This window comes from Aureimonas sp. CAS, assembly GCF_059838215.1.
This window is the reverse complement of sequence record NZ_CM187563.1, coordinates 1,239,708-1,263,898: the sequence shown is the minus strand read 5'-3', so window position 1 is coordinate 1,263,898 and position 24,191 is coordinate 1,239,708. Positions and strand designations below refer to the sequence as shown.

General features: G+C 68.3%; 22 protein-coding genes and 1 tRNA gene. 13 read left to right on the top strand and 10 right to left on the bottom strand.

All coding sequences use genetic code 11. From position 1 onward, the window contains the following. Window position 1 precedes the first annotated feature (1 nt). The gene (locus tag AC6R2M_RS06160) at window positions 2–1,138 is read right to left on the bottom strand and encodes a site-specific DNA-methyltransferase (protein WP_500486512.1); all 1,137 of its coding nucleotides are present in this window, start codon (window positions 1,136–1,138) and stop codon (window positions 2–4) included. A gap of 175 nt (window positions 1,139–1,313) precedes the next feature. Between AC6R2M_RS06160 and AC6R2M_RS06155 the strand changes: the two genes are divergently transcribed. Beyond that, window positions 1,314–1,994 (top strand): HAD family hydrolase, encoded by a 681-nt coding sequence (locus tag AC6R2M_RS06155; protein ID WP_500486510.1) that lies wholly within the window; start codon window positions 1,314–1,316, stop codon window positions 1,992–1,994. A gap of 15 nt (window positions 1,995–2,009) precedes the next feature. On the opposite strand, the gene AC6R2M_RS06150 is transcribed toward AC6R2M_RS06155, so the two are convergent. Then, the gene (locus AC6R2M_RS06150) at window positions 2,010–2,510 is read right to left on the bottom strand and encodes a hypothetical protein (RefSeq protein ID WP_500486508.1); all 501 of its coding nucleotides are present in this window, start codon (window positions 2,508–2,510) and stop codon (window positions 2,010–2,012) included. 152 nt (window positions 2,511–2,662) lie between these two features. On the opposite strand from AC6R2M_RS06150, the gene thrC reads away from it, so the two are divergent. The 4 genes from thrC to AC6R2M_RS06130 are packed head-to-tail and all read left to right on the top strand — an operon-like array spanning window position 2,663 to window position 8,949. Beyond that, complete coding sequence (gene thrC, locus AC6R2M_RS06145) at window positions 2,663–4,072, top strand: threonine synthase (protein WP_500486506.1); 1,410 nt, start codon at window positions 2,663–2,665, stop codon at window positions 4,070–4,072. Continuing rightward, window positions 4,069–5,358: a M16 family metallopeptidase gene (locus tag AC6R2M_RS06140; RefSeq protein WP_500486504.1), complete on the top strand. Its 1,290-nt coding sequence runs from the start codon at window positions 4,069–4,071 to the stop codon at window positions 5,356–5,358. The genes thrC and AC6R2M_RS06140 overlap by 4 nt, the downstream gene beginning before the upstream one ends. Before the next feature lie 20 nt (window positions 5,359–5,378). Continuing rightward, window positions 5,379–6,026, top strand: a complete 648-nt coding sequence (locus AC6R2M_RS06135) for a GNAT family N-acetyltransferase (RefSeq protein ID WP_500486502.1) — start codon at window positions 5,379–5,381, stop codon at window positions 6,024–6,026. Next, a complete protein-coding gene (locus AC6R2M_RS06130) occupies window positions 6,019–8,949 on the top strand; it encodes a putative bifunctional diguanylate cyclase/phosphodiesterase (RefSeq protein ID WP_500486500.1) in 2,931 nt (976 codons plus the stop codon). The genes AC6R2M_RS06135 and AC6R2M_RS06130 overlap by 8 nt, the downstream gene beginning before the upstream one ends. Here AC6R2M_RS06130 and AC6R2M_RS06125 read toward each other — a convergent pair. Then, window positions 8,940–9,548: a YqgE/AlgH family protein gene (locus AC6R2M_RS06125; RefSeq protein WP_500486498.1), complete on the bottom strand. Its 609-nt coding sequence runs from the start codon at window positions 9,546–9,548 to the stop codon at window positions 8,940–8,942. The two genes, AC6R2M_RS06130 and AC6R2M_RS06125, sit on opposite strands and share 10 nt — an antisense overlap. Before the next feature lie 240 nt (window positions 9,549–9,788). On the opposite strand from AC6R2M_RS06125, the gene AC6R2M_RS06120 reads away from it, so the two are divergent. Both AC6R2M_RS06120 and AC6R2M_RS06115 read left to right on the top strand, forming a co-directional pair. After that, window positions 9,789–10,541: a protein-disulfide reductase DsbD domain-containing protein gene (locus tag AC6R2M_RS06120; protein ID WP_500486496.1), complete on the top strand. Its 753-nt coding sequence runs from the start codon at window positions 9,789–9,791 to the stop codon at window positions 10,539–10,541. A gap of 44 nt (window positions 10,542–10,585) precedes the next feature. Then, window positions 10,586–11,086, top strand: a complete 501-nt coding sequence (locus AC6R2M_RS06115) for a peroxiredoxin (RefSeq protein ID WP_500486494.1) — start codon at window positions 10,586–10,588, stop codon at window positions 11,084–11,086. A 15-nt stretch (window positions 11,087–11,101) separates the two neighbouring features. Here the strand turns inward: AC6R2M_RS06115 and AC6R2M_RS06110 are convergent, their stop codons facing one another. From AC6R2M_RS06110 to AC6R2M_RS06100, 3 genes are all read right to left on the bottom strand, one after another. Further along, window positions 11,102–11,872 (bottom strand): GGDEF domain-containing protein, encoded by a 771-nt coding sequence (locus tag AC6R2M_RS06110; RefSeq protein WP_500486492.1) that lies wholly within the window; start codon window positions 11,870–11,872, stop codon window positions 11,102–11,104. 564 nt (window positions 11,873–12,436) lie between these two features. Next, window positions 12,437–12,511: transfer RNA gene (locus AC6R2M_RS06105), tRNA-Glu, on the bottom strand. A gap of 82 nt (window positions 12,512–12,593) precedes the next feature. Next, window positions 12,594–12,953, bottom strand: a complete 360-nt coding sequence (locus tag AC6R2M_RS06100) for a DUF6476 family protein (RefSeq protein ID WP_500486490.1) — start codon at window positions 12,951–12,953, stop codon at window positions 12,594–12,596. 25 nt (window positions 12,954–12,978) lie between these two features. On the opposite strand from AC6R2M_RS06100, the gene AC6R2M_RS06095 reads away from it, so the two are divergent. Both AC6R2M_RS06095 and rpoH read left to right on the top strand, forming a co-directional pair. Then, the gene (locus AC6R2M_RS06095; RefSeq protein ID WP_500486488.1) at window positions 12,979–13,998 is read left to right on the top strand and encodes an RluA family pseudouridine synthase; all 1,020 of its coding nucleotides are present in this window, start codon (window positions 12,979–12,981) and stop codon (window positions 13,996–13,998) included. Between the two features lie 198 nt (window positions 13,999–14,196). Further along, window positions 14,197–15,102, top strand: coding sequence for an RNA polymerase sigma factor RpoH (rpoH, locus tag AC6R2M_RS06090; protein ID WP_500486486.1), 906 nt, complete (start codon window positions 14,197–14,199; stop codon window positions 15,100–15,102). 91 nt (window positions 15,103–15,193) lie between these two features. On the opposite strand, the gene AC6R2M_RS06085 is transcribed toward rpoH, so the two are convergent. Further along, window positions 15,194–16,894, bottom strand: coding sequence for a hypothetical protein (locus AC6R2M_RS06085; RefSeq protein WP_500486484.1), 1,701 nt, complete (start codon window positions 16,892–16,894; stop codon window positions 15,194–15,196). 50 nt (window positions 16,895–16,944) lie between these two features. Continuing rightward, complete coding sequence (locus AC6R2M_RS06080; RefSeq protein WP_500486482.1) at window positions 16,945–18,237, bottom strand: adenylosuccinate synthase; 1,293 nt, start codon at window positions 18,235–18,237, stop codon at window positions 16,945–16,947. A gap of 212 nt (window positions 18,238–18,449) precedes the next feature. On the opposite strand from AC6R2M_RS06080, the gene AC6R2M_RS06075 reads away from it, so the two are divergent. Continuing rightward, window positions 18,450–19,349: a DMT family transporter gene (locus AC6R2M_RS06075; RefSeq protein WP_500486480.1), complete on the top strand. Its 900-nt coding sequence runs from the start codon at window positions 18,450–18,452 to the stop codon at window positions 19,347–19,349. Window positions 19,350–19,405: 56 nt separating this feature from the next. On the opposite strand, the gene serA is transcribed toward AC6R2M_RS06075, so the two are convergent. Together serA and AC6R2M_RS06065 are read right to left on the bottom strand one after the other, a co-directional pair. Then, window positions 19,406–20,998, bottom strand: a complete 1,593-nt coding sequence (gene serA / locus AC6R2M_RS06070) for a phosphoglycerate dehydrogenase (protein ID WP_500486478.1) — start codon at window positions 20,996–20,998, stop codon at window positions 19,406–19,408. Between the two features lie 223 nt (window positions 20,999–21,221). Then, window positions 21,222–22,394, bottom strand: a complete 1,173-nt coding sequence (locus AC6R2M_RS06065) for a phosphoserine transaminase (protein WP_500486476.1) — start codon at window positions 22,392–22,394, stop codon at window positions 21,222–21,224. A gap of 160 nt (window positions 22,395–22,554) precedes the next feature. Between AC6R2M_RS06065 and AC6R2M_RS06060 the strand changes: the two genes are divergently transcribed. From AC6R2M_RS06060 to AC6R2M_RS06050, 3 genes are all read left to right on the top strand, one after another. After that, a complete protein-coding gene (locus AC6R2M_RS06060) occupies window positions 22,555–23,064 on the top strand; it encodes a hypothetical protein (protein WP_500486474.1) in 510 nt (169 codons plus the stop codon). Between the two features lie 130 nt (window positions 23,065–23,194). After that, window positions 23,195–23,362, top strand: a complete 168-nt coding sequence (locus tag AC6R2M_RS06055; protein WP_500486472.1) for a DUF3606 domain-containing protein — start codon at window positions 23,195–23,197, stop codon at window positions 23,360–23,362. Window positions 23,363–23,548: 186 nt separating this feature from the next. Continuing rightward, window positions 23,549–24,130 (top strand): YqaA family protein, encoded by a 582-nt coding sequence (locus AC6R2M_RS06050; protein WP_500486470.1) that lies wholly within the window; start codon window positions 23,549–23,551, stop codon window positions 24,128–24,130. Window positions 24,131–24,191: the final 61 nt, after the last annotated feature.

Here is a 24,191-nt window from a genome sequence, read left to right as displayed (position 1 = left end):
CTCAGGCTTCGACGCCCGCCATGCGGCGGCGGACTTCCGCCCGCAGATGGTCGATCGGGATCAGAACGGCTCCGTCGCGCACGTGCCAGAAGGTCCAGCCGTTGCAGGCCTCCTGCCCCTGCACCATCGCGCCGATGCGATGGATCGAGGCGCTCTGCGTTCCGTGGACGAGCGTCCCGTCCGCCTTCACGCGCGCCGAATAGCGGCCCTTGGCGTCGGTCAGTTCGGTGCCCGGTGCGATCAGTCCGGCCTCGACCAGCGTCGAGAAGGCGACGCGCGGCTCGGCGCGCTTGGGCACCGCGAGACGGATCTCGTCCTCGCCCAGCGGCTCGACGGCCATGATGCGGCGCGTCGCGGCCTGGATGTAGTCGTCCTCGCGCTCGATGCCGACGAAGTGGCGGCCGAGGCGCTTGGCGACCGCGCCCGTCGTCCCCGATCCGAAGAAGGGATCGAGCACGAGGTCGCCGGGCTTGGTGGAGGACAGGAGAACCCGGGCGAGCAGCGCCTCCGGCTTCTGCGTCGGATGCGCCTTGCGGCCGTCCTCGTCCTTCAGCCGCTCGCCGCCCGAGCAGATCGGGAAGAGCCAGTCGGAGCGCATCTGGAGGTCGTCGTTGGCCGCCTTCAGGCTCTCGTAGTTGAAGGTGTAGCCCTTCGAATCCTGGGAGCGGGACGCCCAGAGCATGGTCTCGTGGGCGTTCTGGAAGCGGCGTCCCCGGAAGTTCGGCATCGGGTTGGCCTTGCGCCACACGATGTCGTTCAGCATCCAGAACCCGAGGTCCTGCATGATCGCGCCGACCCGGTAGATGTTGTGATAGGAGCCGATGACCCAGATCGTGCCGTTGGGCTTGAGCACCCGCCGCGCGGCGAGCAGCCAGGCGCGCGTGAAGGCGTCGTAGGCCTGGAAGCTCTCGAACTGGTCCCAGGCGTCGTCGACCGCATCGACCTTGGAATGGTCGGGCCGCAGGAGGTCGCCGCCGAGCTGCAGATTGTAGGGCGGGTCGGCGAAGATCGCGTCGACGGACGCCGCCGGCAGCGTCTCCATCTTCGACACGCAATCGCCCTTCAGGATCGTATCGACATACGCCGCGCGTCCCGACGCTCGAACTTCGGACAAGGGCGCGCGGCGTAGATTCGACATTTCGTTCACCCGGTCTGACGCAAGAACAACTGGACCGACGTCATAGTTACCGAACACCGTAAACGATCGGTGAACCCCGGCGGCGACCTCGCGTTTGGTCCATCGCCCGCCCGCATGCTACGGGCCATTCGCGGTCCGAGAGGCCGCGTCCTTCCCGATACGACGAGTTCGACGAATGGCCCTTTCCCTGATCCTGTTCGACTGCGACGGCGTGCTGGTCGATTCCGAGATCGTCTCCGCACAGATCGAGTCGGAGATGTTCGCCGAACTGGGTTACGAGATCTCGGCGGAAGAGCTCGCGGCGCGCTTCGCGGGACTGACGCTCGACCGCATCCTGGCGGCGTTGAGCGAAGAGACCGGCATGGTCTTCCCCGACGACTTCATCGCGCGCGCCAAGGTCGAGACCGACAAGCGGCTGGCCAAGGTCGAGGCGATCGCGGGCGTCCACGAAATGCTCGACCGCCTCGAACTGCCGCGCGCCATCTGCTCCAACTCGCTCGGCGACCGGCTGAAGATCATGCTGTCGCATGTCGGCCTCTGGGACCGCTTCCGCCCCTACGTCTACTCCTCGCGGGAGGTCGGGACGAAGCGCATCAAGCCGGCGCCGGACGTCTATCTGTACGCCTGCAAGGAGTTCGGCGTGGAGCCGAAGGACGCCGTCGTCCTGGAGGATTCCGTCCACGGCATCGCCGCGGCGGTGGCGGCGGGCTGCCGCGTCGTCGGCTTCACCGGCGCGAGCCACACCCATCCCGGCCACGCCGACGCCCTGACGGACGCCGGGGCCGAGACGGTCATCTCGCGCCTGTCGGACTTCCCGTCCGTCGTCGAGGCCTTCTCGGACTGGGAGCGCGACTAAGCTCCCGGCCCCCCGTCAGTTCTGTTCGTCGAAGCCGACCTGGATGTTGACCTGACGGCTCGCAGGCTCGGAGAGGCGGATCGCCCGATCGACATAGGTGAAGGGCTGCGCGCCCGAGCCCTGCGAGATGGGAACGCCGATACGTCCGAGATTGGAGTAGAGCACCTCTGAGCCGCGCACGACCACGACCCGCAGCGGCAGGCCGACCTGTCCCGAGGGCGCGGCGGCGCCCGGCATCACGCGCCCGGCGATGCCGACCTCGATGTGCAGCACGCCGTCGATGACCCGGCAGGATCGCGAGGTCTGGGAGATGGAGGCAACGTATTGGAGGGCGTCGCCCTCCCCGCGCCGCAGAACCGAAGTGCCCTCGCGCTGCACGACGGGCGGGCAGTAGGCCGCCTCCGTCCCCGCCGGCTGGGAAACGGCGGGCGGCTGGCCGCCGCCGGTCGAACAGGCCGAGAGGACCGCGAGGCCCATCGCGAAAGGGGCGATCCTGAAAGCGTGAAGCGGTGCCATCGGCGGTCCTTCCCTTCATATGCGTCGGCGGTCTATACCATTGCCTCCCGCGCGGTGCGACCGCGACGGGTGAACCATCCACGGCGATGCGCGAGCGCGCGGCCGGGAACGGGATGTCGAGAGCCGCGTGTCGGGCGGGCTTGGGAGTTGCCGTGAAGTATGTGAGTTCGCGGGGGCAGGCCCCCGTCCTTGGGTTCAGCGACGTCCTCCTGACCGGCCTCGCCGAAGACGGCGGGCTCTACGTTCCGGAAAGCTGGCCGAGCTTTTCCGAGGCCACCATCCGCTCCTTCGCCGGCCGGCCCTATGCCGAGATCGCGCTCGAAATCCTGACGCCCTTCGTCGGCGATGACATCCCGCAGGCCGATCTGAAGCGCATGGTGGACGAGGCCTACGCCACCTTCCGCCATCCGGCGGTCGCCCCGCTCGTCCAGGTCGGGCCGAACGCCTTCGTGCTGGAGCTCTTCCACGGTCCGACGCTCGCCTTCAAGGACGTGGCCATGCAGCTGCTGGCGCGCCTGATGGACCATGTGCTCGCCGAGCGCGGCAGCCGCGCGACCATCGTCGGCGCGACCTCGGGCGACACCGGCGGCGCGGCGATCTCCGCCTTCGCGGCGTCCACGCGCACGGACGTGTTCATCCTCTTCCCGCGCGGCCGCGTCTCGCCGGTCCAGCAGCGGCAGATGACGACGTCGGGCGCCGCGAACGTCCATCCCATCGCCGTCGAAGGCACCTTCGACGACTGCCAGGCGATGGTGAAGGCGATGTTCAACGATCAGGCTTTCCGCACGCGGACGGCCCTGTCGGGCGTGAACTCGATCAACTGGGCGCGCATCATGGCCCAGATCGTCTACTACTTCACCGCCGCCGCCAGTCTCGGTGCGCCGGAGCGCCGTGTCTCCTTCACCGTGCCGACCGGCAATTTCGGCGACATCTTCGCCGGATACGCGGCCAAGCGCATGGGCCTGCCCGTCGAGCGCCTCGTCATCGCGACGAACGAGAACGACATTCTCGCCCGCGCGCTGGCCTCGGGCCGCTACGAGATGGAGGGCGTGCGCGCCACGACCTCGCCCTCCATGGACATCGAGATCTCCTCCAATTTCGAACGCCTGCTGTTCGAGGCGGGCGGGCGCGACGGCGAGGAGATCCGCCGCCTGATGGACAATCTCAAGCAGTCGAAGAGCTTCACCCTGCCGGGCGGAACGCTGGAGACGATCCGGGACGAGTTCGACGCCGGCCGCGCGAGCGAGGACGATGTGCGCGAGACGATCGCGCAGGTCTTCGCCGACAGCGCCTATCTTCTCGACCCGCACACGGCGGTCGGACTGTCCGTCGCACGCCGGCATCAGGGCGCCGAGCCGATGATCGTCCTCGGCACGGCGCACCCGGCCAAGTTCCCCGCCGCCGTCGCCGCCGCTATCGGCACGGAGCCTTCCCTTCCCCCGACGCATGGCGACCTGATGAAGCGGCCGGAAATCTTCGAGACGGTCGCCAACGACCTGTCCGCCGTCCAGCGCTTCGTCGAGCAGCGCTCGCGCGCGGTCACCCTCGGAGCGGCCGCATGAGCGTCGAGATCACGAAGCTCTCCAACGGGCTGACGATCGCGACGGAAACCATGCCGTCGCTGGAAAGCGCGGCGCTGGGCATCTGGGTGAAGGCCGGCGCCCGCGACGAGGGCCTGCACGAGCACGGCATCGCCCATCTGCTCGAGCACATGGCGTTCAAGGGCACCGCGCGGCGCTCGGCGCGCCGCATCGCCGAGGAGATCGAGGATGTCGGCGGAGAGCTGAACGCCTCGACCAGCGTCGAGACCACCGCCTACTACGCGCGGGTGATGCGCGAGGACGTGCCGCTCGCCCTCGACATCCTGTCCGACATCCTGCTCGATTCGAAGTTCGACGAGGAGGAGCTCGTCCGCGAGCAGCACGTCATCCTGCAGGAGATCGGCGCGGCCGAGGATACGCCCGACGACATCGTCTTCGACCACTTCCAGGCGCAGGCCTTCCGCGATCAGGTGATCGGCCGTCCGATCCTGGGCACGCGCGAGACCGTGCGCTCCTTCACGCCGGAGGGGCTGCGGTCCTATCTCGGCTCGCACTACACGCCGGACAAGCTGGTCGTCTCGGCGGCCGGCGCCGTCTCGCATCAGGACGTGGTCGATCGCGTCACCGCCAATTTCGGACATCTGGCGGCCGGCACGGGCGCCGAGGCGCAAGGCCGCCTGTCGGCCGCCTATACGGGCGGCGAGTTCCGGCAGGACCGCGACCTCGCGGACGCGCAGCTCGTCCTCGGCTTCCAGGGCCGGCCCTATTATCAGCGCGACTTCTACGCCTCGCAGGTCCTGTCCACGATCCTGGGCGGCGGCATGTCCTCGCGTCTCTTCCAGGAGGTCCGCGAGACGCGCGGCCTCTGTTACGCGATCTCCGCCTTCCACTGGAGCTTCTCCGACACGGGGCTCTTCGGCATCCATGCCGCCACGGGCGAGGACGAGCTGTCCGAACTCGCGCCCGTCATCGTGGAGGAGCTGGCGCGTGCCGCCGACGGGATCACGGAGAAGGAGGTCGTGCGCGCCCGCTCGCAGATCCGCTCCAGCCTCCTGATGAGCCAGGAGAGCCCCGCCTCCCGCGCCGGCCAGATCGCACGGCAGCTCCTGTTCAAGGGATCGGTGATCGAGAACACCGAGCTTCTCGACCGCCTCGCGGCGATCTCCGCCGAGCGTCTGGCCGACCTTGCGGGCCGCACCTTTCTCGACGTCAAGCCCACGCTCGCCGCGATCGGGCCGCTGCGTCTCCTGCCCTCGCTCGAGTCGATCGAGCAACGGCTCGGGAGCCCGGCGCTCGCGGCGGGCTGACGCGCGGGCGGACAATTCCGATGTTCCTCCTGGACTGGTTCGCCGGCGCGCCTACTCCGGCGCTCGTCGCCGAGCGGATCACCCTACGGGCGCCCCGCGCCTCGGATTACGAGCAGTGGCGGGCCCTTCGCGCGGCGAGCCGCTCTTTCCTCGTACCCTGGGAACCGGCCTGGGGCGCGGAGGAGCTGTCCCGCGCCTCCTTCGACGCGCGTCTCTCGCGCTACCGGCAGGACGCGCGAGCCCGCCACGGCCACGCCTTCTTCCTGTTCGAAACGGATTCGCAGCGTCTGTGCGGGGGCATCACGCTCGGGAACATTCGCAGGGGCGTCGCCCAGATGGGGACGCTCGGCTACTGGATGGGGGAACGCTTCGCCGGACGGGGCCTGATGGCCGAGGCGGTGCGATCGGTCTCGACCTATGCCTTCGAGGTGGAACGGCTTCATCGGCTCGAGGCCGCCTGCCTGCCGCACAACCGGAGGTCGATCGGACTTCTCCAGAAATGCGGTTTCGCTCAGGAAGGTCATTTGCGTAAGTATCTGATGATTGCGGGGACCTGGCACGACCATCTTCTCTTCTCGCGCCTGGCCGAGGACGGTCCCGTTCCCCGCGTGCGCACGGAAGCCGTGCCGGCCCTGCCAGGAAAGGTCGATCCCGTCCCCCATGCCTGACCTTTCGCTCCTTCGGCGAGCCGTCCTCGGCGTCCTGGCGATGCTGGCCGTGCTCGTCCTCATCCTGCCCGCGCAGGCGCTGGAGCCGGTCGAGGTATCGCGTCAGGACATCGCGATCGACCTTCTTCCGGCGGTCGATCTCTACAGCGGCCAGGGCGAAAGCTTCCAGGTGACGACCGTGCCGGCCGCCGACGGCGTCGTACGCCGCTTCGAGGTCGAGGCCGCGACGGCAAGCGGCTCGGGCAACTGGGCCGTCTTCGCGCTCGCCAACAACACCGACGAGCAGCTCGACCGGCTCGTCGTCGCACCCCATTTCAAACTGCCGGGATCCGGCATCATCTCGCCCGACCTCGGCTCGCGCCGCATCACCGCGATCACGCCCTCCGTCGGCTCCGCCCTCGAACGGCAGGAGAGCACAGAGGCCGACCTCTTCTTCGTAACCATCGATCCGGGCTCGATCGTCACCTTCGTCGCCGAACTCTCCTCCGACCGCCTGCCCGAAATCCGCCTGTGGGAGCCCAACGCCTACAAGGACACGCTGAACTCCTTCACCCTGTATCGCGGCATCGTCCTCGGCATCGCCGGCCTTCTGGCGGTCTTCCTGACGATCCTCTTCGTGGTGAAGGGCTCGCCCATGTTCCCGGCGACGGCGGCCCTCGCCTGGGCCGTGCTCGCCTATGTCTGCATCGATTTCGACTTCTGGCAGCGGCTCGTGCCCACCGATCCCGGACGGGAGACCATCCTCCGGGCGACGACCGAAGTGGCGCTCGCCTTCACGCTGATCGTCTTCCTCTACGCCTATCTGAACCTCAACCGCTGGCATGGCGCGCTTTCGGCCTTCACCGTGCTCTGGCTGGCCGGTCTCTCCGCCCTCGCCTTCATGGCGGTCGTCGATCCGACTCTCGCGGCGGGCTTCGCGCGCCTCTCGCTCGCCGCGACCGCCGCCATCGGGCTCGTCCTCATCCTGACACTCGCCTTCCAGGGCTTCGACCGGGCGGTGATGCTGATCCCGACATGGCTGCTGATCATCGCATGGCTCGGCGCGGGCTGGGCGACGCTGACGGGCGCGATCGACAACGACATCATCCAGCCGGCCCTTGCCGGCGGCCTCGTCCTCATCGTCCTCCTCATCGGCTTCACCGTGATGCAGCACGCCTTCGCGGGCGGAAGCCTTGCGAGCGGCCTCCTGTCGGACATGGAGCGCCGGTCGCTCGCCCTCGCCGGCACGGGCGACGCCGTCTGGGACTGGGACGTCACGCGCGACCGCATCTTCACCGCCTGCGATTCCGACGGGCTGGCGCAGATGCCGCTGCGGGCCATGAACGGGCCGGCGCGCGACTGGCTGCCGATCCTCCACCCCGACGACCGGGACCGCTTCAAGATGATGCTCGACACGATCATCGAGCATCGCAGGGGCCGGATCCTGCAGGACTTCCGCGTCCGCTCCGGCGACGGGCACTATCACTGGATGCATCTGCGCGCCCGCCCGATGCTCGGCTCGGACGGCGAGGTGGTCCGCTGCGTCGGCACGCTGAAGGACGTGACGGACGACAAGAAATCCGAGGAGCGCCTGCTCCACGACGCGCTCCACGACCAGCTCACGGGCCTGCCGAACCGCGAACTCTTCCTCGACCGCCTCGATTCGATCGCCGCCATCGCGACGACCCGCACCGACCTGAGGCCGTCGATCTTCATCATCGACATCGACCGCTTCAAGCAGGTCAACGACGATTTCGGCATCGCGACGGGCGACACGATCCTTCTGACCATCGGGCGCCGCCTGAAGCGGCTTCTGAAGCAGCAGGACTCGCTCGCGCGCCTTTCGGGCGACCAGTTCGGCCTGATCCTGATGTCCCGCACCGACGTCGCGGCGGTGGCGCAGGTCGCAGAGGAGCTGCGCGAGGCGATCCGCGCGCCGATCAACTTCACCGACCGGGAGATCGTGCTGACCGGCTCGATCGGCCTCACCGGCTGGAGCGAGGGCTGCGCGGCCGAGGACCTCCTGAAGGAGGCCGAACTCGCCATGTACCAGGCCAAGCGCCTGGGCGGCGACCGCGTCGAGCCCTTCCGCTCCGCCTACAAGAGCGCCGGTTCGGGACGCCTGGAGCTGGAATCGGACCTTCGCCGCGCCTTCTCGCGACAGGAGCTGTCCCTGGCCTTCCAGCCGATCGTGCGGCTTTCGAACGGCTCGATCGCAGGCTTCGAGGCACTGCTGCGCTGGGAGCATCCCAAGCGCGGCCTCGTCTCGCCCTCCGAGTTCATCCCCATCGCCGAGACCAGCGGGCTCATCGTCCAGCTCGGCCAGTTCGCGCTCGACGAAGCGGTGCGGCGTCTGTCCGACTGGCAGCGCCTGTCGGGACGCTCCGGACTCACCGTCTCGGTCAACATCTCCTCGCGCCAGCTGATCCGCCAGGATCTCGTCACCGACGTGCGCACGGTTCTGGCGCGGCACAAGCTGAGCCCGGAAAGCCTGCGGCTGGAGCTGACCGAATCGCTGGTGATGGACAACCCGGAGCGCTCGGCCCAGCTTCTGGCGCAGCTGCGCGAGATCGGCGTCGGCCTGTCCCTGGACGATTTCGGGACGGGCTACTCCTCGCTGTCCTATCTGATGCGCTTCCCCTTCGACACGCTGAAGATCGACCAGTCCTTCCTGCGAAAGGAGTCGCTGCCGCAGCGCCAGATCATCGTCCAGTCCATCGTGACCATGGCGCACGATCTCGGGCTGGCGGTCGTCGCGGAGGGCGTGGAGACGACCGAGGACGCCGAGAAGCTGAAGGCGCTGAACTGCGAATATGTGCAGAGCTTCATGTTCGCCCCGCCGATGAACGCGGAGGAGACGCGGCGGCTTCTGCAGGAGCGCAAGGCGACCAAGCCCCGCACGGCGCCGGCGGTCGGCGCGACGGCCACGCCCGCTCAGGCGTGACCGGCCTGCGAGGCGAGGAAGGCCGGATCGACGCCGATCGTCTTCAAGGCGCGGCCGTATTTGTCGTCGAGCCGCGTGTCGAAGAGGATGTCGAGGTCGGCGCGGCAGGTCAGCCAGCCATTGGCCGCGATCTCGGCCTCCAGCTGCCCCGCGCCCCAGCCGGCATAGCCGAGCACCATGATGGCCGTGGACGGGCCGAGGCCGCGCGAGATCGACTTGAGAATGTCGAGCGTCGGCGTCAGCGCGACCCGGTCCTCGACCGGAACCGTGGATTCCGAGCCGTAATCGTCGGAATGGAGCACGAAGCCCCGCCCCTTTTCGACCGGCCCGCCCTGGCAGACGGAGATCTCGTGCCCCTTCAGCGGCAGCCGGATTTCGTCCGGCGAGGAGACGATGCCGAGCTGCGTGAGGAGATCGGGAAAGCTCAGCGCCTGCGCCTTGTTGATGACGAAGCCCATCGCGCCGGACGCCGAATGCGCGCAGATGTAGACGACGCTGCGCGCGAAGCGCTCGTCCTCCATCCCCGGCATGGCGATGAGGAAATGCCCCTCCAGCGAAGGATGGTCATTCTGTCCGGATCTGATCGCGTCGACGTCCATGATGCCTAGATAGCTTTCCGAGCCCCGCAATTCATCAAGGGTACCCCACAAGATTTGGTTAGGGTGCCCTGCGTTCGAACGGACGCACAAAGGTCGCTCCATCTTTTTGAATCGACGCGTCAGGCTTTTTCGGGCCGATCCCGTTGTGGGCACGGTGCCGTCCGTGGCGATGCCCGGAAAGGCCGCGTCCGCATCGCACCGCTCGGCTTCCGGGCGCCCCGTTTCGCGCTATCATGGGCCATGATCGCCTTCCTCCATGCCCTGATCCTTCTGGCGTCCGTGATCCCGACCGCCATGGCCGAGACCGCAGTTCAGACCGAAGGCGCGACCATCCGCCTCATCGCCGAAACGCCCGACGAGGCGGGCCGTGTCCGCGGCGCGGTCCTCTTCGATCTGGCTCCCGGCTGGAAGACATACTGGCTCGATCCGGGCGAAAGCGGCCTTGCCCCCCGGCTCGACTTCTCCGCCAGCCAGGGGGTCGAGACGCCGCGCGTCGCCTTCCCCGCGCCGGAGCGGATCGTGAGCGAGGGCGAAAGGCTGAACGGCTACGACCGACCGGTGGCGGTGGCGTTCGAGACCACCGCGCACGCGGACGCTCGCCTCGTCCTGTCTCTCCAGGCCGGCCTATGCCGAACGCTCTGCGTGCCCGTCGCGACCGTTCTCGAACGAGACCTCTCCGAGCCGCTTTCGACAGCCGACGCCATGGCGATCGATCGCGCCTTTCTCGCGCTGCCGCGGAACGCCGGAGCCGCGAAGGGACGGATCGAAGGCGACATTCTGCTCGTCGAGGCACCCTCCGACATCGACGGGGCGGACGACCTCTTCGTCTCCGCACCGTCGCCCTGGCGCTTCGGCGCGCCGACCCGGCAAGGCGCGCTCTGGCAAGTGCCGATCCGCGAACGGCCACGTGACGGCAGCCCTCCCGACGCAGCGCTCGACGCCGTTTTCATCGCCGGCCAACGAGCCTTCTCCTTGACGATCGACCTTCCCTGACACACGAACACGGCAACCCCCGCGGCCTCGAAGGAGAGACCCCCATGAGCATCAAGCCAGGCGACACGATTCCCTCGGCGACCCTTCGCACCCCGTCGCAGGACGGGCCGGCGAACATCACGACCGACGAGATCTTCGCCGGAAAGACCGTCGTCCTCTTCGCCGTTCCCGGCGCCTTCACCCCGACCTGCCAGAACAACCATCTGCCGGGCTATATCGAGCTGAAGGACGAGCTGCGCGCCAAGGGCGCGGAGACGATCGCGGTCGTCGCCGTCAACGACGTCTTCGTCATGGACGCGTGGCGCAAGGCCAATGGCGGCGAGAACGACATCCTCTTCCTCGCCGACGGAAACGCGGAGTTCGCCAAGGCGGTCGGCCTCGACGTCGATCTGAACGCAAAAGGCTTCGGAACGCGGTCGCAGCGCTACTCCATGCTGGTGCGCGACGGCGTCGTGCAGACGGTCAACATTGAGGACGCGCCCGGTCAGGCCGAGAAGTCCTCGGCCCGCGCCATGCTCGAGCAGCTGGACGGCCATCGCGCCTGACGAGGCTTCGGCGCGTCAGGTTCGCCGGGCGCGCCGATCGTGCAGGAAGGTGACCTTGGCCGAGGGCGGCTCGACGTCCTCGCACACGACGCGGTCCCTGCCCTTCTGCTTGGCTTCGTAGAGGCGCGCGTCCGCCTCGGCGAACAGCACGCTGCGCGAGCGCGTGTGATCGGCCCGGGCGATGCCGATGCTGACGCTCAACGGGTGCGCCGCGCCCGGCACCGGTTCGAACTGGATCGCGCCCACGCTGGAACGGATCCGCTCCGCGATGTCCATCGCGTCGGCGAGTTCGGTCTGCGGCAGATAGACCGCGAACTCCTCGCCGCCGATCCGGCCTACGACATCGCGCTCGCGCACCGCGCAGGCGACGCTGGATGCGAGCAGCATGAGCGCGCGGTCGCCGACCAGATGGCCGTAACGGTCGTTGATGCCCTTGAAATGATCGGCATCGACGATGAGAAGCGCGCCCCGGCGCTTGTTGGTTCGCGCGGCCGCCATCTCGTCGAAGAACGGAATGCGGGTCAGCAGCCCCGTCAGATCGTCGCGCGTCGCCTCGCGCGTCAGCGTCTCATGCGCGGTCTTCAGCCGCCCGTACAGGTCGCGAATGCGCGCTTCCTGATGGCAGATGAAGACGGCGAAGGGAAAGGCGGCGATCATCGGCACCGCCGTGGTCAGCGCCAGGGAATAGCCGTCATAGCCGAGCCCGAGCACCGTCCTGACCACCAGCGACACGACGTGGCTGAAGGCCACGATGCCGAGCGTCAGCAGAGCCGACTTCAATAGCACGCGGAGCATCGTTCCCCTCTCGGCAACCTTCATGACGCCGGACCCGACGGGCTGTGGGTCCGCATGCTATGAACCCTGTGGCGGCGCTCCCAAGGTCCCTCTCGGCGTTCGGAGGGCGCGAAGCGCTGGATCAGAAGCCCGTAGCAGCCACGGTCCTGCATTGCGGACCTGCGGCGCTGCAGTTCGGTTGCCTTGTTCAAACCACTCTAGCCGATCGTTGCTTGCACCTTTCGGTCAGAATGGAGCGACATTCCCAATTCCGCATGAGTCCGCCCGACCTTTCCTCCGACAGTATGAATCGAATCTGTCCGCAAGGACCGTCCCCATGTCCGGACCATTCCCGCCCAAAGCGAACACCGGCCATCGGGGTGCGGACCAACGGTTCGCTCGAAGGAGAGTTCCGGCGCGAAGGCTCACCTCAGAATCACGAAGGGCGGAGCCGGGTTCGCATCACGCGAGAAGCCACGCCGCCCTCCTGCCGATCGGCTGGCCGAATCACGCAACGGCACGAACAGACGACGATGCCTGAGCGACTGATTTCAAACCGGAATGTCAGAAAGAGATTGGTACGCCCAAGGGGAATCGAACCCCTGTTTGCGCCGTGAGAGGGCGCCGTCCTAACCGCTAGACGATGGGCGCATCACCGGGGCGCCGCCCCGATCTGGGTTCGATATAGCCAACCGGATCGGGGATGGCAACCCTCTGCGAACAGCTCTTCGTATCAACGAAAAGCGATGGGATGGCGGGAGGAGACGGCACCGCTAGCGCGGTCCATGACAAGGATTTCGCCCTCGCCGTCCGGGCCCTCGACCCGCAGCAGAATCGAGTCGCCGGACAGGTTCGACTCCAGGATCTCGGCTCCCGCCGGCAAGACGAAGGGCACGCTGGCGCCCTGCGGCACGGCGCCGGCCCGCGGCTCGTTCACGCGATAGACAACGGCCGCCAGCACCGCCATAACCCCGATCAGCATGACGCCGATGGAGACCGCCAGGAGGCGCACCATCTTGCGCCGCACGCGTTCGGTGGCGGGGTCCACCGGGATTTCGGCCGGATCGTCGATCCGGTTCTCGGATGGGCTCATCGGGAACATCTTCTTCGGAGGGCAAGTGTCCGGCATCGATACAAGCCAGCGCGAGCGCGAGGCAACCCTCCTCGTCGAGGCCGACGGCGCCGGGCTGCGGCTCGACCGGTTTCTCGCCAACGCCTTCGGCGGCGAGCTGTCGCGCGCCCGCCTGCAGGACCTGATCGCGCAAGGGCATGTGCGCGTCGCCGGGGCGGTCGCGACGAACGCCGCGCGAAAGGTCGCCGCCGGCGACACGATCGAGCTGGCCGTCCCCGAGGCGGCCGAGCCCGATCCGCAGCCGGAGGATATCGCGCTCTCGATCCTCTACGAGGACGAGCATCTCATCGTCGTCGACAAGCCGGCGGGCCTCGTCGTCCATCCCGGTCCCGGCAACTGGACGGGCACGCTGGTCAACGCCCTACTCCATCACTGCGCCGACTCGCTTTCGGGCATCGGCGGCGTGAAGCGGCCCGGCATCGTGCACCGCCTCGACCGGGACACCAGCGGCGTCATGGTCGTCGCCAAGACCGACGCCGCGCACGCAGGGCTCGCAGCGCAGTTCGCGGCCCACGGGCGGGACGGACGCCTGGAGCGCAGCTACGAGGCGCTGGCCTGGGGCGTTCCGGCCCGGCCGCGCGGCACGATCGAGGCGGCGCTCGGGCGTTCCAACAGCGACCGGGTCAAGCGCGCGGTCGTGCCGCAGGGCCGCTCGGACGCGCGCCATGCGGTGACGCATTACGAGGTTCTGGCCAGAGCCGCCGGGGCCGAGCCGCTGGCGAGCCTCCTGCGCTGCCGCCTGGAAACCGGCCGGACGCATCAGATCCGCGTCCATCTCGCCCATATCGGGCACCCCCTGATCGGCGACGACGTCTACGGCGCGGGCTTCCGCTCGCGCATCGCCAAGCTCGACGAGGCGGCGGCGGCGATCGCGACCCGCTTCCGCCGGCAGGCGCTCCACGCCCGCACGCTCGGCTTCGAGCATCCCGCGACCGGCGAGGCGATGCGGTTCGACGCCCCTCCCCCGGTCGATTTTGCGGAACTTCGGGACGCCCTTCTTCATTGAGGGGGCGAAGGTGCCGCTGATGGCGGGCCGATCGATTCCAGCGTTCCCCGGATGGAACAGGCTGTCCCGAGATCGGGCGCGGCCCGGCCATGCAATGGCCCCGAGCGATCACCATATTCAGTCCTGCGGGCGTGGCTTCATGTGCGCCCCGATCCGGCCGGCTTCAAGAAGCGGCCGCAACGAACGGAGACACGATTCATGGCGCAGTCCAATCTTCCGAGCATTGCTTCCGGTGAAGGCGGCCTCAGCCGCTATCTCGAGGAAATCCGTCGCTTCCCGATGCTGGAGCCGCAGGAAGAGTACATGCTCGCCAAACGCTATGCCGAGCATGACGACCGGCAGGCGGCCCACAAGCTCGTCACCAGCCATCTGCGTCTCGTCGCCAAGATCGCGATGGGCTATCGCGGCTACGGCCTGCCGATCGGCGAGGTCGTCTCGGAGGGCAATGTCGGGCTGATGCAGGCGGTCAAGCGCTTCGACGCCGACCGCGGCTTCCGTCTGGCGACCTACGCCATGTGGTGGATCAAGGCCTCGATCCAGGAATACATCCTGCGCTCCTGGAGCCTCGTGAAGATGGGCACGACGGCGAACCAGAAGCGCCTGTTCTTCAATCTGCGCAAGATGAAGAGCCGGATCCAGGCGCTGGACGAGGGCGATCTGCGCCCCGACCAGGTGCAGCAGATCGCGACCTCGCTGGGCGTTTCCGAGGAGGAGGTCGTCTCGATGAACCGCCGCCTTTCGGGCGACGCCTCGCTGAACGCGCCGATCCGCGCGACCGAAGGCGAGTCCGGCGAGTGGCAGGACTGGCTGGTCGACGATTCGGAAAGCCAGGAGGAGCTGCTCGCGCGCCAGGACGAGCTCGACCAGCGTCGCGGCATGTTGCGCGGGGCGATGGACGTCCTGAACGATCGCGAGCGCCGCATCTTCGAGGCGCGCCGGCTCGCCGAGGAGCCTCTGACGCTCGAAGCCCTGTCGGGCGAGTTCGACATCAGCCGCGAGCGCGTGCGCCAGATCGAGGTGCGGGCCTTCGAGAAGGTCCAGAAGGCGGTTCAGGAAAGCGCGGAAGAGCAGCGGCGGGCGCTGCGGGTCGTCGAACCCGCCTGACACGCGGCCCGATCGCGAACATCGAAAAGGGCCGCCGCTCGATGGAGCGGCGGCCCTTTCTCTTGTCGAACGAGGATCGAAAGCGGGCGGCTCAGCCCTGCTGCGCCCAGGCGTCCAGCGCCTCCCGGAACACCTCGTCGCCCGGCGTACCCTTCTCCAGCGAGATCAGCGCGCGCTGTCCAGTGGAGTAGGCCATCGGAATGTCGATCCACTTTTCGTCGGAGAGGAGCGCGAGATTGTTCTCCACCGCCTGATCGAGATCGTTCAGCGCGATGATGAAGAAGCCGTCCGAAATCTTGCCCGCGACGCCGATCAAGGGTTGGCCGCGATCCTGCTCGGTCGGCTTCAGCGCCAGCCGCTGGACGTTCTCGATCTCTCCGCCGGCAAAATCGGTCGGCGTATCGAACAGGAGTTCGATCACGTGGCTGGCCGGCAAGGTCGCATCGGCGTTGCGGCGGATGGTCATGGTCATCCGCAGGTCGTTCTCGGCGATCTCCGCCACGGCCCGGATCGCGGGCTCGGCCGGCTGGCCGGCAGCCGGCGGCTCGTTCACGACGCTCCAAACGACGTTTCCGCCGAGCTGGGTGCCCGGCCTGTCCGCCGAGCGCTCTTCGTAGAAGACTGCCCGCTGGCCGCCCTGGACGGCGGCCGGGTCGCTCGCAGCGGCGGGAGCCTGCGTCTGAACGGGCACGGGCGGGACGGCCGGCTCGGGGTCGATGCGCGATGCGGCCGCGACGTCGGTTCCCTCGTCGAAGGCGTTGGCGGCCGTTTCGGCCGGACCTTCGTCCACCTCGGTGCCGTCCGGCAGGAGCCGCTGCGTGAACTGCCGCGCGGTCGGATCGACCGGGGCCTCGCCGGCCGGCGCCGTCGCCGCCCCGTCTGCCGGCGCGGCGGGATCGGTCTGCGCCGTCTCTGTGGAATCGCCCGGCGCCTCCGCGACCTGCCCGCCCCCGAAGAGGCCCGATAGATCGTCGCGATAGAGATAGCCCGCATAGCCGGCGACGCCGAGAGCGCCGAGGATCGCCAGCGTGGCGACGAGGCCACCCGCCGATTTGCGGCGCGCCTGGCGGGGACGGGCATAGCCCGGAACCGTCATATCCGCCTGCGGGATGGCATCGAGACCGGACGGCGCGGGCGCGCTGTCCACGGCCTCGGTCTCGGCCATGGGCCCGATCTCGCCGACGCGTGGCTCGCTCGGCTCCGACTGAACCTCCGGCTGCACGAGCGGAGGCGGAGCCTTCATCCAGTCAGGGCGACGCGGTTCGGCGGCCGGTTCGACACGAGGCACCTGCGCCGGCTCGACGCGAGGCGCCGGCGCCGGCTCGAACCGGGGCTCGTCACGGACGGGCGGCGGCGGCGGCGTGCGAAGGAAAGGCGGCGGCGCCGGACGTTCGGCCTCGACGCGCGGGCTCGCCGTCTCGGCAGGCAGCCGATCCTCGGCCACGGGCGTGCGCACCGGCTCGGGCGGCGGGGGCGCGGGGCGCGCAGGCTGAACGGGCGCAGCCAGCGGCGATGCCACCGGAGCAGCGGGCGCGGGCGTCGGGGGAGCGGCCGGCGCTGGCGCCGCAGCGGAATCCGACGCCGCCGAATAATGGGCTTCCGTCGACTTGATCGCCTCTTCGAGCGAGCGCAGCCGCGCATCCGCCAGCTCGGGCGCCAGCGGCGGATTGGCCGCCTCGATCTGCCGCCGGACCGCCGCGCGGGCCTTGTCGTAGACCTTGGCTCGAAGCTGCGGCGTGGCCGACGGAAGAGCGTCGATCGTCTTGCGGAGGACCGCGCTCAGATCGGCCATGTCTCTACGAACTCACTGCAAACAGAAGGATGTGCGCCGGACTTTCGAACCTAGTCCTGAAAGGGGTCCCGGACAAGTATGGTGTCGTCGCGCTCGGGAGAGGTCGACAGGAGCGTGACGGGCGCGCCGACCAGCTCCTCGATCTCGCGCACATACTTGACCGCCTGCGCCGGCAGGTCGCTCCACGAACGCGCACCGGCGGTCGTCCCCTTCCACCCCTCGAAGGTGCGGTAGATCGGCTTGAGCCTCGCCTGCGCGTCGGCCGTCGCCGGGAAGTAGTCGATCGTTTCGCCATCGAGTTCGTAGCCGACTGCGATCTTGATCTCGTCGAGCCCGTCGAGGACGTCGAGCTTGGTCAGCGCCAGACCGTCGATGCCGTTCAGCGCCACCGCCTGCCGCACGAGGACCGCGTCGAACCAGCCGCAGCGGCGCTTGCGCCCCGTCACGGTGCCGAACTCGTGGCCCTTCTCGCCCAGGAACTGCCCGATCTCGTTGTCCTGCTCGGTCGGAAACGGCCCCTCGCCGACGCGCGTCGTGTAGGCCTTGGTGATGCCGAGGACGAAGCCGACCGAGGACGGGCCGAGGCCCGAACCCGCCGCCGCCTGTCCTGCGACCGTGTTCGAGGAGGTGACGAACGGATAGGTGCCGTGGTCGATGTCGAGCAGCGTGCCCTGCGCGCCCTCGAAGAGAATGCGCGCGCCCGCCTTGCGCTTCTCGTCCAGGAGCCGCCAGACGCGGTCGATGAAGGGCGTGATCTCGGAGGCGACCGACGTCAGCTCCTCCAGGATCGCGCCCGCGTCGATCTCGGCCTGGCCGAGACCGCGGCGGAGCGGGTTGTGATGGGCCAGAAGGCGCTCGATGCGCTCGCCCAGCTTGTCCGGCTCGGCCAGATCCATGACGCGGATGGCGCGACGTCCGACCTTGTCCTCGTAGGCCGGGCCGATGCCGCGACGCGTGGTGCCGATGCGCGTGCCGGAGTTGGAGTTCTCGCGGATCGCGTCGAGCTCGCGGTGCAGGGAAAGGATGAGAACCGCATTGTCCGCGATGCGCAGCGTCTGCGGCGAGATCGTCACGCCCTGCCCTTCCAGGCGGCGGCGCTCGGCGACGAAGGCATGCGGATCGAAGACGACGCCGTTGCCGATCACCGAAAGCTTGCCCCGGCGCACCACGCCCGAGGGCAGCAGCGAGAGCTTGTAGGACGTTCCGTCGACGACGAGCGTGTGGCCGGCATTGTGGCCGCCCTGAAAGCGGACGACGACGTCCGCGCGCTCCGACAGCCAGTCGACGATCTTGCCTTTTCCTTCGTCACCCCATTGCGAGCCGACGACGACGACGTTTGCCATTCCAACTCCTGCGCGACGCGCGCCATGAATCGGAGGACCGGCGTCGGCCGGCCCCCTGCCCAAATCGGACGGACCATAGCCAAACGGACCCGGCGATGCGAGGGCACGGCGTGCCTTTTTGCCCTTGGCCCCGGCGGGCCTCTGCGAAAGTCGCGGGAGAAGGCGGGCCGGACGCCTTGCCGACGATCGTAACGCAGGCTTATGGAAGGCGAATGGCCCGCCTCCTGTCCCACCCCTACATCCTGCTCGGTCTCACGGCGCTCTTCTGGGGCGGCAACGCGGTGGCGGGCAAGCTCGCCGTCGGGCACGTCTCGCCCATGGCGCTGACCTTCCTGCGCTGGGTGTGCGCGCTCGCCCTCGTCGCTCCCTTGGCATGGCCGCACGTCAAGGCCGACTGGCCGCTCGTGCGCGAGCGCTGGCTGTACCTGTTCCTGCTGGGCGCGGGCGGGATGACGGTCTTCAACTGCGTCTTCTATCTCGCGCTCGTCTACACGAGCGCGGTCCAGGTCACGATCATCCAGTCCGCCATGCCGCTGATCGTCTTTCTCGGCATGTTCCTGTTCTTCCAGGTGCGGGTCCTGCCGGTCCAGATCTTCGGCTTCGGCCTCACCGCGATCGGCGTCGTCCTGACCGCGACGCGGGGCGATCCGGGCGCCCTCCTCTCGCTCGACTTCAATCGCGGCGACGCGCTGATGCTTCTCGCGGTGCTCCTCTACGGCGGTTACACGGTGGCGCTGCGCTCCAAGCCGCGCCTCCACTGGATGACCATGGCCTTCGTTCTGGCGGCGGGCGCCGCCTTCTCCGCCGTTCCCTTCGCGCTTGGCGAGATCTGGCTCGGCGTTCACGACGCGCCGGACGCGCGCGGCTGGGCGATCGTCCTCTACACGGCGATCTTCCCCTCGCTCGTCGCGCAGAGCTTCTACATCCGCGGCGTCGAGGCGATCGGCGCCAACCGGGCCAATCTCTTCATCAATCTCGTGCCGCTGTTCGGCGCGGCCCTCGCGGTCATGATCCTCGGCGAACGGCTCCTGCCCTACCATTTCGTGGCGCTGGCGCTCGTCGTCGGCGGGATCACGCTGGCCGAGCGCGCCCGCAAGACCGTCGCCGCCTGAGCGCACGAAAAGGGGCGCCGAAGCGCCCCTTTCCGTCACGAGGCTCGCTTGCGTCCTCAGACATCGAACTCCAGAAGCTTGGCCTGGCCGATCGCCTTCAGCGAGGCGACTTCCGCGATGAAGGCGTCCGACAGCGGGCCGTCCAGATAGAGCAGCGCGATCGCGTTGCCGCCCTCGACGTCGCGGCCGAGATGGAAGTTGGCGATGTTGATGCCCGCCTTGCCGAAGGTCATGCCGATCTCGCCGATCACGCCCGGCACGTCCTTGTTGGTCGTGTAGAGCATGTGGCGGCCGACATCGGCCTCCATGTTGATGTCCTTGATCTGGATGAAGCGGGGCTTGCCGTCCGAGAAGCAGGTGCCGGCGATCGAACGCTCCATCTTGGCCGTCTTGATCGTGACCTTGATGTAGCCGTCGAAGACGCCCGTCTTGTCGCGGCGGACCTCCGAGACCTGGATGCCGCGCTCCTTGGCCATCAGCGGGGCCGAGACCATGTTGACCGACTGCATCTGCGGCTTGAGCAGCCCGGCGAGGGCCGCCGAGGTCAGGGCGCGGGTGTTCATCTGCGAAGGCTGGCCGTCGAACAGGATCTCGACCGAGAGGATCGGGTCCTCCGTCACCTGTCCCACGAAAGAGCCGAGGATCTCGGCCAGCTTCACGAAGGGCGTTAGGATCGGCGCCTCCTCGGCGGTGATCGAGGGCATGTTGAGCGCATTGGTCACCGCGCCGCGCACCAGATAGTCGGCCATCTGCTCGGCGACCTGAAGCGCGACGTTCTCCTGCGCTTCAGAGGTCGAGGCGCCCAGATGCGGCGTGCAGACGACGTTCGGCAGGCCGAAGAGCGGCGACTCGGTCGCCGGCTCCACCTCGAACACGTCGATGCCGGCGCCCGCTACCTTGCCGGACTTCAGGGCTTCGACGAGATCCGCCTCGTTGATGAGCCCGCCGCGCGCGCAATTGATGATGCGCACGCCGTCCTTCATCGTGGACAGCGCCTTGGCATCGATGATGTTACGCGTCTTGTCGGTCAGCGGCGTGTGCAGCGTGATGAAGTCGGCACGGCGGAAGAGCTCGTCCAGCTCGACCTTCTCGATGCCGAGCTCCTGCGCGCGCTCGGGGCTGAGGAAGGGGTCGAAGCCGATCACCTTCATGCGGAGGCCGACGCCGCGCGAGGCCACGATCGAGCCGATGTTGCCGCAGCCGATCACGCCCAGCGTCTTGCCGGTGATCTCGATGCCCATGAAGCGGTTCTTCTCCCACTTGCCGGCCTGCGTGGAGGCGTCGGCGGCGGGCAGCTCGCGGGCGAGCGCGAACATCAGCGCGATGGCGTGCTCGGCCGTGGTGATGGAATTGCCGAAGGGCGTGTTCATCACGATGATGCCCTTCCGCGAAGCGGCCGGGATATCGACATTGTCGACGCCGATGCCGGCGCGGCCGACGACCTTCAGCTTGGTCGCGGCGTCGATCAGCTTCTCGGTGACCTTGGTCGCCGAGCGGATGGCCAGGCCGTCATACTGGCCGATGACCTCCAGAAGCTTCTCCTTGTCCTTGCCGAGATCGGGCAGATAGTCGACCTCGACGCCCCGATCCTTGAAGATCTGGACGGCGGTGGGGGAAAGCTTGTCGGAAACGAGAACGCGGGGTGCCATGGGAGTGCTCCGTTGAGGAGAAATGGGGAAGCGATTGAAAGAGAAGAGCGCCCTTCCCTCTCCCGCATCGCGGGAGAGGGTGGCCCGACAGGGCCGGGTGAGGGCTTCATAGGGTGCGGCGTCGGGCCGGATCGCGCGGAGGAGAAGTCCGCGGTCTTCAAGCCCTCATCCGCCTGCCGGCACCTTCTCCCGTTCCGGAGAAGGAAGCAGCTTCGCCGCTCGGTCAGACACCCGAAAGCTTCTGCTTCTCGGCCTGATAGGCGTGGGCGATCCAGGGCATGAGCGCCTCGACGTCCCTGGTCTCGACGGTCGCGCCGCACCAGATGCGCAGCCCCGGAGGCGCGTCGCGATAGGCGCCGATATCGAAGGCGACGCCCTCCTTCTCCAGCCGCGTGGCAACCGCCTTGGCGAAGGCCGCCTGGGCGTCCGCATCGAGCGCGGTCACGGCCTCGTCGGTGAAGGTCAGGCAGACGGAGGTGTTGGAGCGCGTCTCGGCCGTCTTCGCCAGGAAGCCGAGCCAGGGATTGGCGTCCACGAAACGCTCGACGACCGCGAGATTGGCGTCGGCGCGGGCGATCAGCCCGTCCAGCCCGCCGAGGCCCTTCGCCCATTGCAGCGCGTCGAGATAGTCCTCGACGCAGAGCATCGAGGGCGTGTTGATCGTCTCGCCCTTGAAGATGCCCTCGATCAGCTTGCCGCCCTTGGTGAGGCGGAAGATTTTCGGCAGCGGCCAGGCCGGCTTGTAGCTCTCCAGACGCTCGACCGCGCGCGGCGAGAGGATCAGCATGCCGTGGGCCGCCTCGCCGCCGAGCACCTTCTGCCAGGAAAAGGTCACGACATCGAGCTTGTCCCAAGGAAGCTCTTGCGCGAAGGCGGCGGAGGTCGCGTCGCAGATCGTCAAGCCCTGACGGTTCGCGGGAATCGCGTCGCCGTTCGGCACGCGCACGCCGGAGGTGGTGCCGTTCCAGGTGAAGACGACGTCCTTGTCGAAATCCACCTCGGCGAAGTCGACGATCTCGCCGTAGCCGACCTCGCGCACGGTCGCGTCGGCGAGCTTGAGCTGCTTGACCGCGTCGGTCACCCAGCCGGAGCCGAAGCTCTCCCAGGCGAGCATTTCGACGCCGCGCTGGCCGAGCAGCGACCACATGGCCATCTCGACCGCGCCCGTGTCGGACGCCGGCACGATGCCGATGCGATAGTCGGCGGGAACGCGGAGCACCTCGCGGGTGCCCTCGATCGCCTGGAGAAGCTTGGTCTTGCCGATCTTGGCCCGATGCGAGCGCCCGAGGGGCGCATCGGAGAGCGCATCCAGCGTCCAACCGGGACGCTTGGCGCAGGGGCCGGACGAGAAGCGGGGGTCGGCCGGACGTAATTCCGGCGTGGTGGCATCAGCCATCTGGTCTATCCTTCCAGATAGTAAGCGCCTCGTTGGGGAGGCGTGTCCCGCCGTCGCGTTTATTCCCGGAAATGTCGCGCGTCAAGCGCGCTCGAAGGCTGGAACGCGCGCCGGTCCTGCATAGTTGGCTGAAGGTGACCAACAGCCAGAAGGAGTTGAAATGGCGACCCGCAGGAAGGACGAGCAGCGCATCCTCGACAAGGACGAGCTGGAGATGGTCGAGAAGACGCGTCGTCCCGCCCTTGCCGAACTCGGCGACACCGATCTGAACCAGCTGATCTCTCGCCTTCGCGAGCGGCGCGATCGCGCGCGCGACATGTCGACCCGCCGGCGCGGGGCGGCGCGACGCGGCGGTGCGGGGATCGACACGAAGGAATCGAGCGGCCTTCGCGAGAAGTCGAGCCTTCTGGCCGAGGCGGTCTCGCGCGCCAACAAGGAGCGCACGCGCCGCCGCAAGGCCTCCGAGAAGACCGAGCTGCAGAAGAACGCGCGCCGCGCTCTGAAGCTCAAGCGCAATGCGCCCTCCCCCGAGCGTCCGTCCGCCGGACGAACGAAGGATCGCGGCATGAACCCGGTGGAGAGCGATCGTCGCGAGAAGATCGGCAGCCCCGCCGAGGCCGGCCGCGTCTCGCAGTTCGTGCGCGACGCGCAGGGCAAGCGCGACAGCTGACGACCGCGCAAGGGGCGGACGGAAGCGTCCGCCCCCGTCGCCTCCGGCCATCGATTCCCGTCTACGCAATCCGTTCTGAACGCTCGAATCCTCTCCACGTTGATGGCGAGGAACGGCAACGGAGGCCAGGATGGGAAACACACCGCAGGACCGTGCCCGCGTGGCGGGCGGGCAGGATCACGAAGTCCGCTACGAAGCCGAGAAGACCGGCGAGAGCAAGGACGCCGTGAGGAAGGCCGTCAAGGAGGTCGGAAACAGCCGACGGAAGGTCGAGGAGAGGCTCGACGCCAAGAACTGAGGGCGCCTCGTGCCCCGAGCGCCGACCGGTCCGCCGCCGCTGCACCGGTGGCGGACCGCTGAAGTCCGGCGCGCAGGCCCGCAACGATCCTACGGCGCGCTCCGATCAGTCCGAAACCGTCGTCCGGGGCTGGCCCAAGTCCGGTTCGGTCTGTATCTCGCCGGACACCAACGGCGGGACAGCGGCATGATCAGAGCTCTCTACGACTGGACCCTTCGGCTGGCCGCGCGCCCGCGCGCGAGCTACGCGCTGGGCGCCGTCTCCTTCGCCGACAGCTCCTTCTTCCCGGTTCCGCCGGACGCGCTCCTCATCCCGATGGTCATCGCGGACCGGCGGCGCGCCTGGCGCCTCGCCTTCATCTGTACGGTGACGTCGGTGCTGGGCGCCGTGGCCGGCTACTTCATCGGCGCGGTGCTCTTCGAGCAGTTGGCCCAGCCGATCCTCGCCTTCTACGGCTATGCCGATCGGTTCGCCGAATTCGCCGTGACCTACAACGAGTACGGCGCCTGGATCGTGCTGATCGCGGGGCTGACGCCGTTCCCCTTCAAAGTCGTGACCATCGCGAGCGGCGCGACCGGGCTCGACTTCCTGAGCTTCGTGCTCCTGTCCGCGCTGGCGCGGGGAACGCGCTTCTACCTGGTGGCCGCGCTCCTGTACGCCTTCGGCCCGCCCATCCGCGAGTTCATCGAGCGCCGGCTCGGCCTCGTCTTCGCCGGCGGACTCGCCCTCCTCATCGGCGGCTTCGTCGCGGTGCGCTACGTCCTCTGACGCGTCGCGACCCGCGTCCGATGCGACGCTGAACGTCCGCCATCCGCCTGCAGCATCGGCC

Bases quoted from the DNA above. Each gene is read 5' to 3' on its own strand.
- AC6R2M_RS06160 (WP_500486512.1), bottom strand. From the start codon at position 1,138: ATGTCGAATCTACGCCGCGCGCCCTTGTCCGAAGTTCGAGCGTCGGGA.
- AC6R2M_RS06155 (WP_500486510.1), top strand. From the start codon at position 1,314: ATGGCCCTTTCCCTGATCCTGTTCGACTGCGACGGCGTGCTGGTCGAT.
- AC6R2M_RS06150 (WP_500486508.1), bottom strand. From the start codon at position 2,510: ATGGCACCGCTTCACGCTTTCAGGATCGCCCCTTTCGCGATGGGCCTC.
- AC6R2M_RS06140 (WP_500486504.1), top strand. From the start codon at position 4,069: ATGAGCGTCGAGATCACGAAGCTCTCCAACGGGCTGACGATCGCGACG.
- AC6R2M_RS06135 (WP_500486502.1), top strand. From the start codon at position 5,379: ATGTTCCTCCTGGACTGGTTCGCCGGCGCGCCTACTCCGGCGCTCGTC.
- AC6R2M_RS06130 (WP_500486500.1), top strand. From the start codon at position 6,019: ATGCCTGACCTTTCGCTCCTTCGGCGAGCCGTCCTCGGCGTCCTGGCG.
- AC6R2M_RS06125 (WP_500486498.1), bottom strand. From the start codon at position 9,548: ATGGACGTCGACGCGATCAGATCCGGACAGAATGACCATCCTTCGCTG.
- AC6R2M_RS06120 (WP_500486496.1), top strand. From the start codon at position 9,789: ATGATCGCCTTCCTCCATGCCCTGATCCTTCTGGCGTCCGTGATCCCG.
- AC6R2M_RS06115 (WP_500486494.1), top strand. From the start codon at position 10,586: ATGAGCATCAAGCCAGGCGACACGATTCCCTCGGCGACCCTTCGCACC.
- AC6R2M_RS06100 (WP_500486490.1), bottom strand. From the start codon at position 12,953: ATGAGCCCATCCGAGAACCGGATCGACGATCCGGCCGAAATCCCGGTG.
- rpoH (WP_500486486.1), top strand. From the start codon at position 14,197: ATGGCGCAGTCCAATCTTCCGAGCATTGCTTCCGGTGAAGGCGGCCTC.
- AC6R2M_RS06085 (WP_500486484.1), bottom strand. From the start codon at position 16,894: ATGGCCGATCTGAGCGCGGTCCTCCGCAAGACGATCGACGCTCTTCCG.
- AC6R2M_RS06080 (WP_500486482.1), bottom strand. From the start codon at position 18,237: ATGGCAAACGTCGTCGTCGTCGGCTCGCAATGGGGTGACGAAGGAAAA.
- AC6R2M_RS06075 (WP_500486480.1), top strand. From the start codon at position 18,450: ATGGCCCGCCTCCTGTCCCACCCCTACATCCTGCTCGGTCTCACGGCG.
- serA (WP_500486478.1), bottom strand. From the start codon at position 20,998: ATGGCACCCCGCGTTCTCGTTTCCGACAAGCTTTCCCCCACCGCCGTC.
- AC6R2M_RS06065 (WP_500486476.1), bottom strand. From the start codon at position 22,394: ATGGCTGATGCCACCACGCCGGAATTACGTCCGGCCGACCCCCGCTTC.
- AC6R2M_RS06060 (WP_500486474.1), top strand. From the start codon at position 22,555: ATGGCGACCCGCAGGAAGGACGAGCAGCGCATCCTCGACAAGGACGAG.
- AC6R2M_RS06055 (WP_500486472.1), top strand. From the start codon at position 23,195: ATGGGAAACACACCGCAGGACCGTGCCCGCGTGGCGGGCGGGCAGGAT.
- AC6R2M_RS06050 (WP_500486470.1), top strand. From the start codon at position 23,549: ATGATCAGAGCTCTCTACGACTGGACCCTTCGGCTGGCCGCGCGCCCG.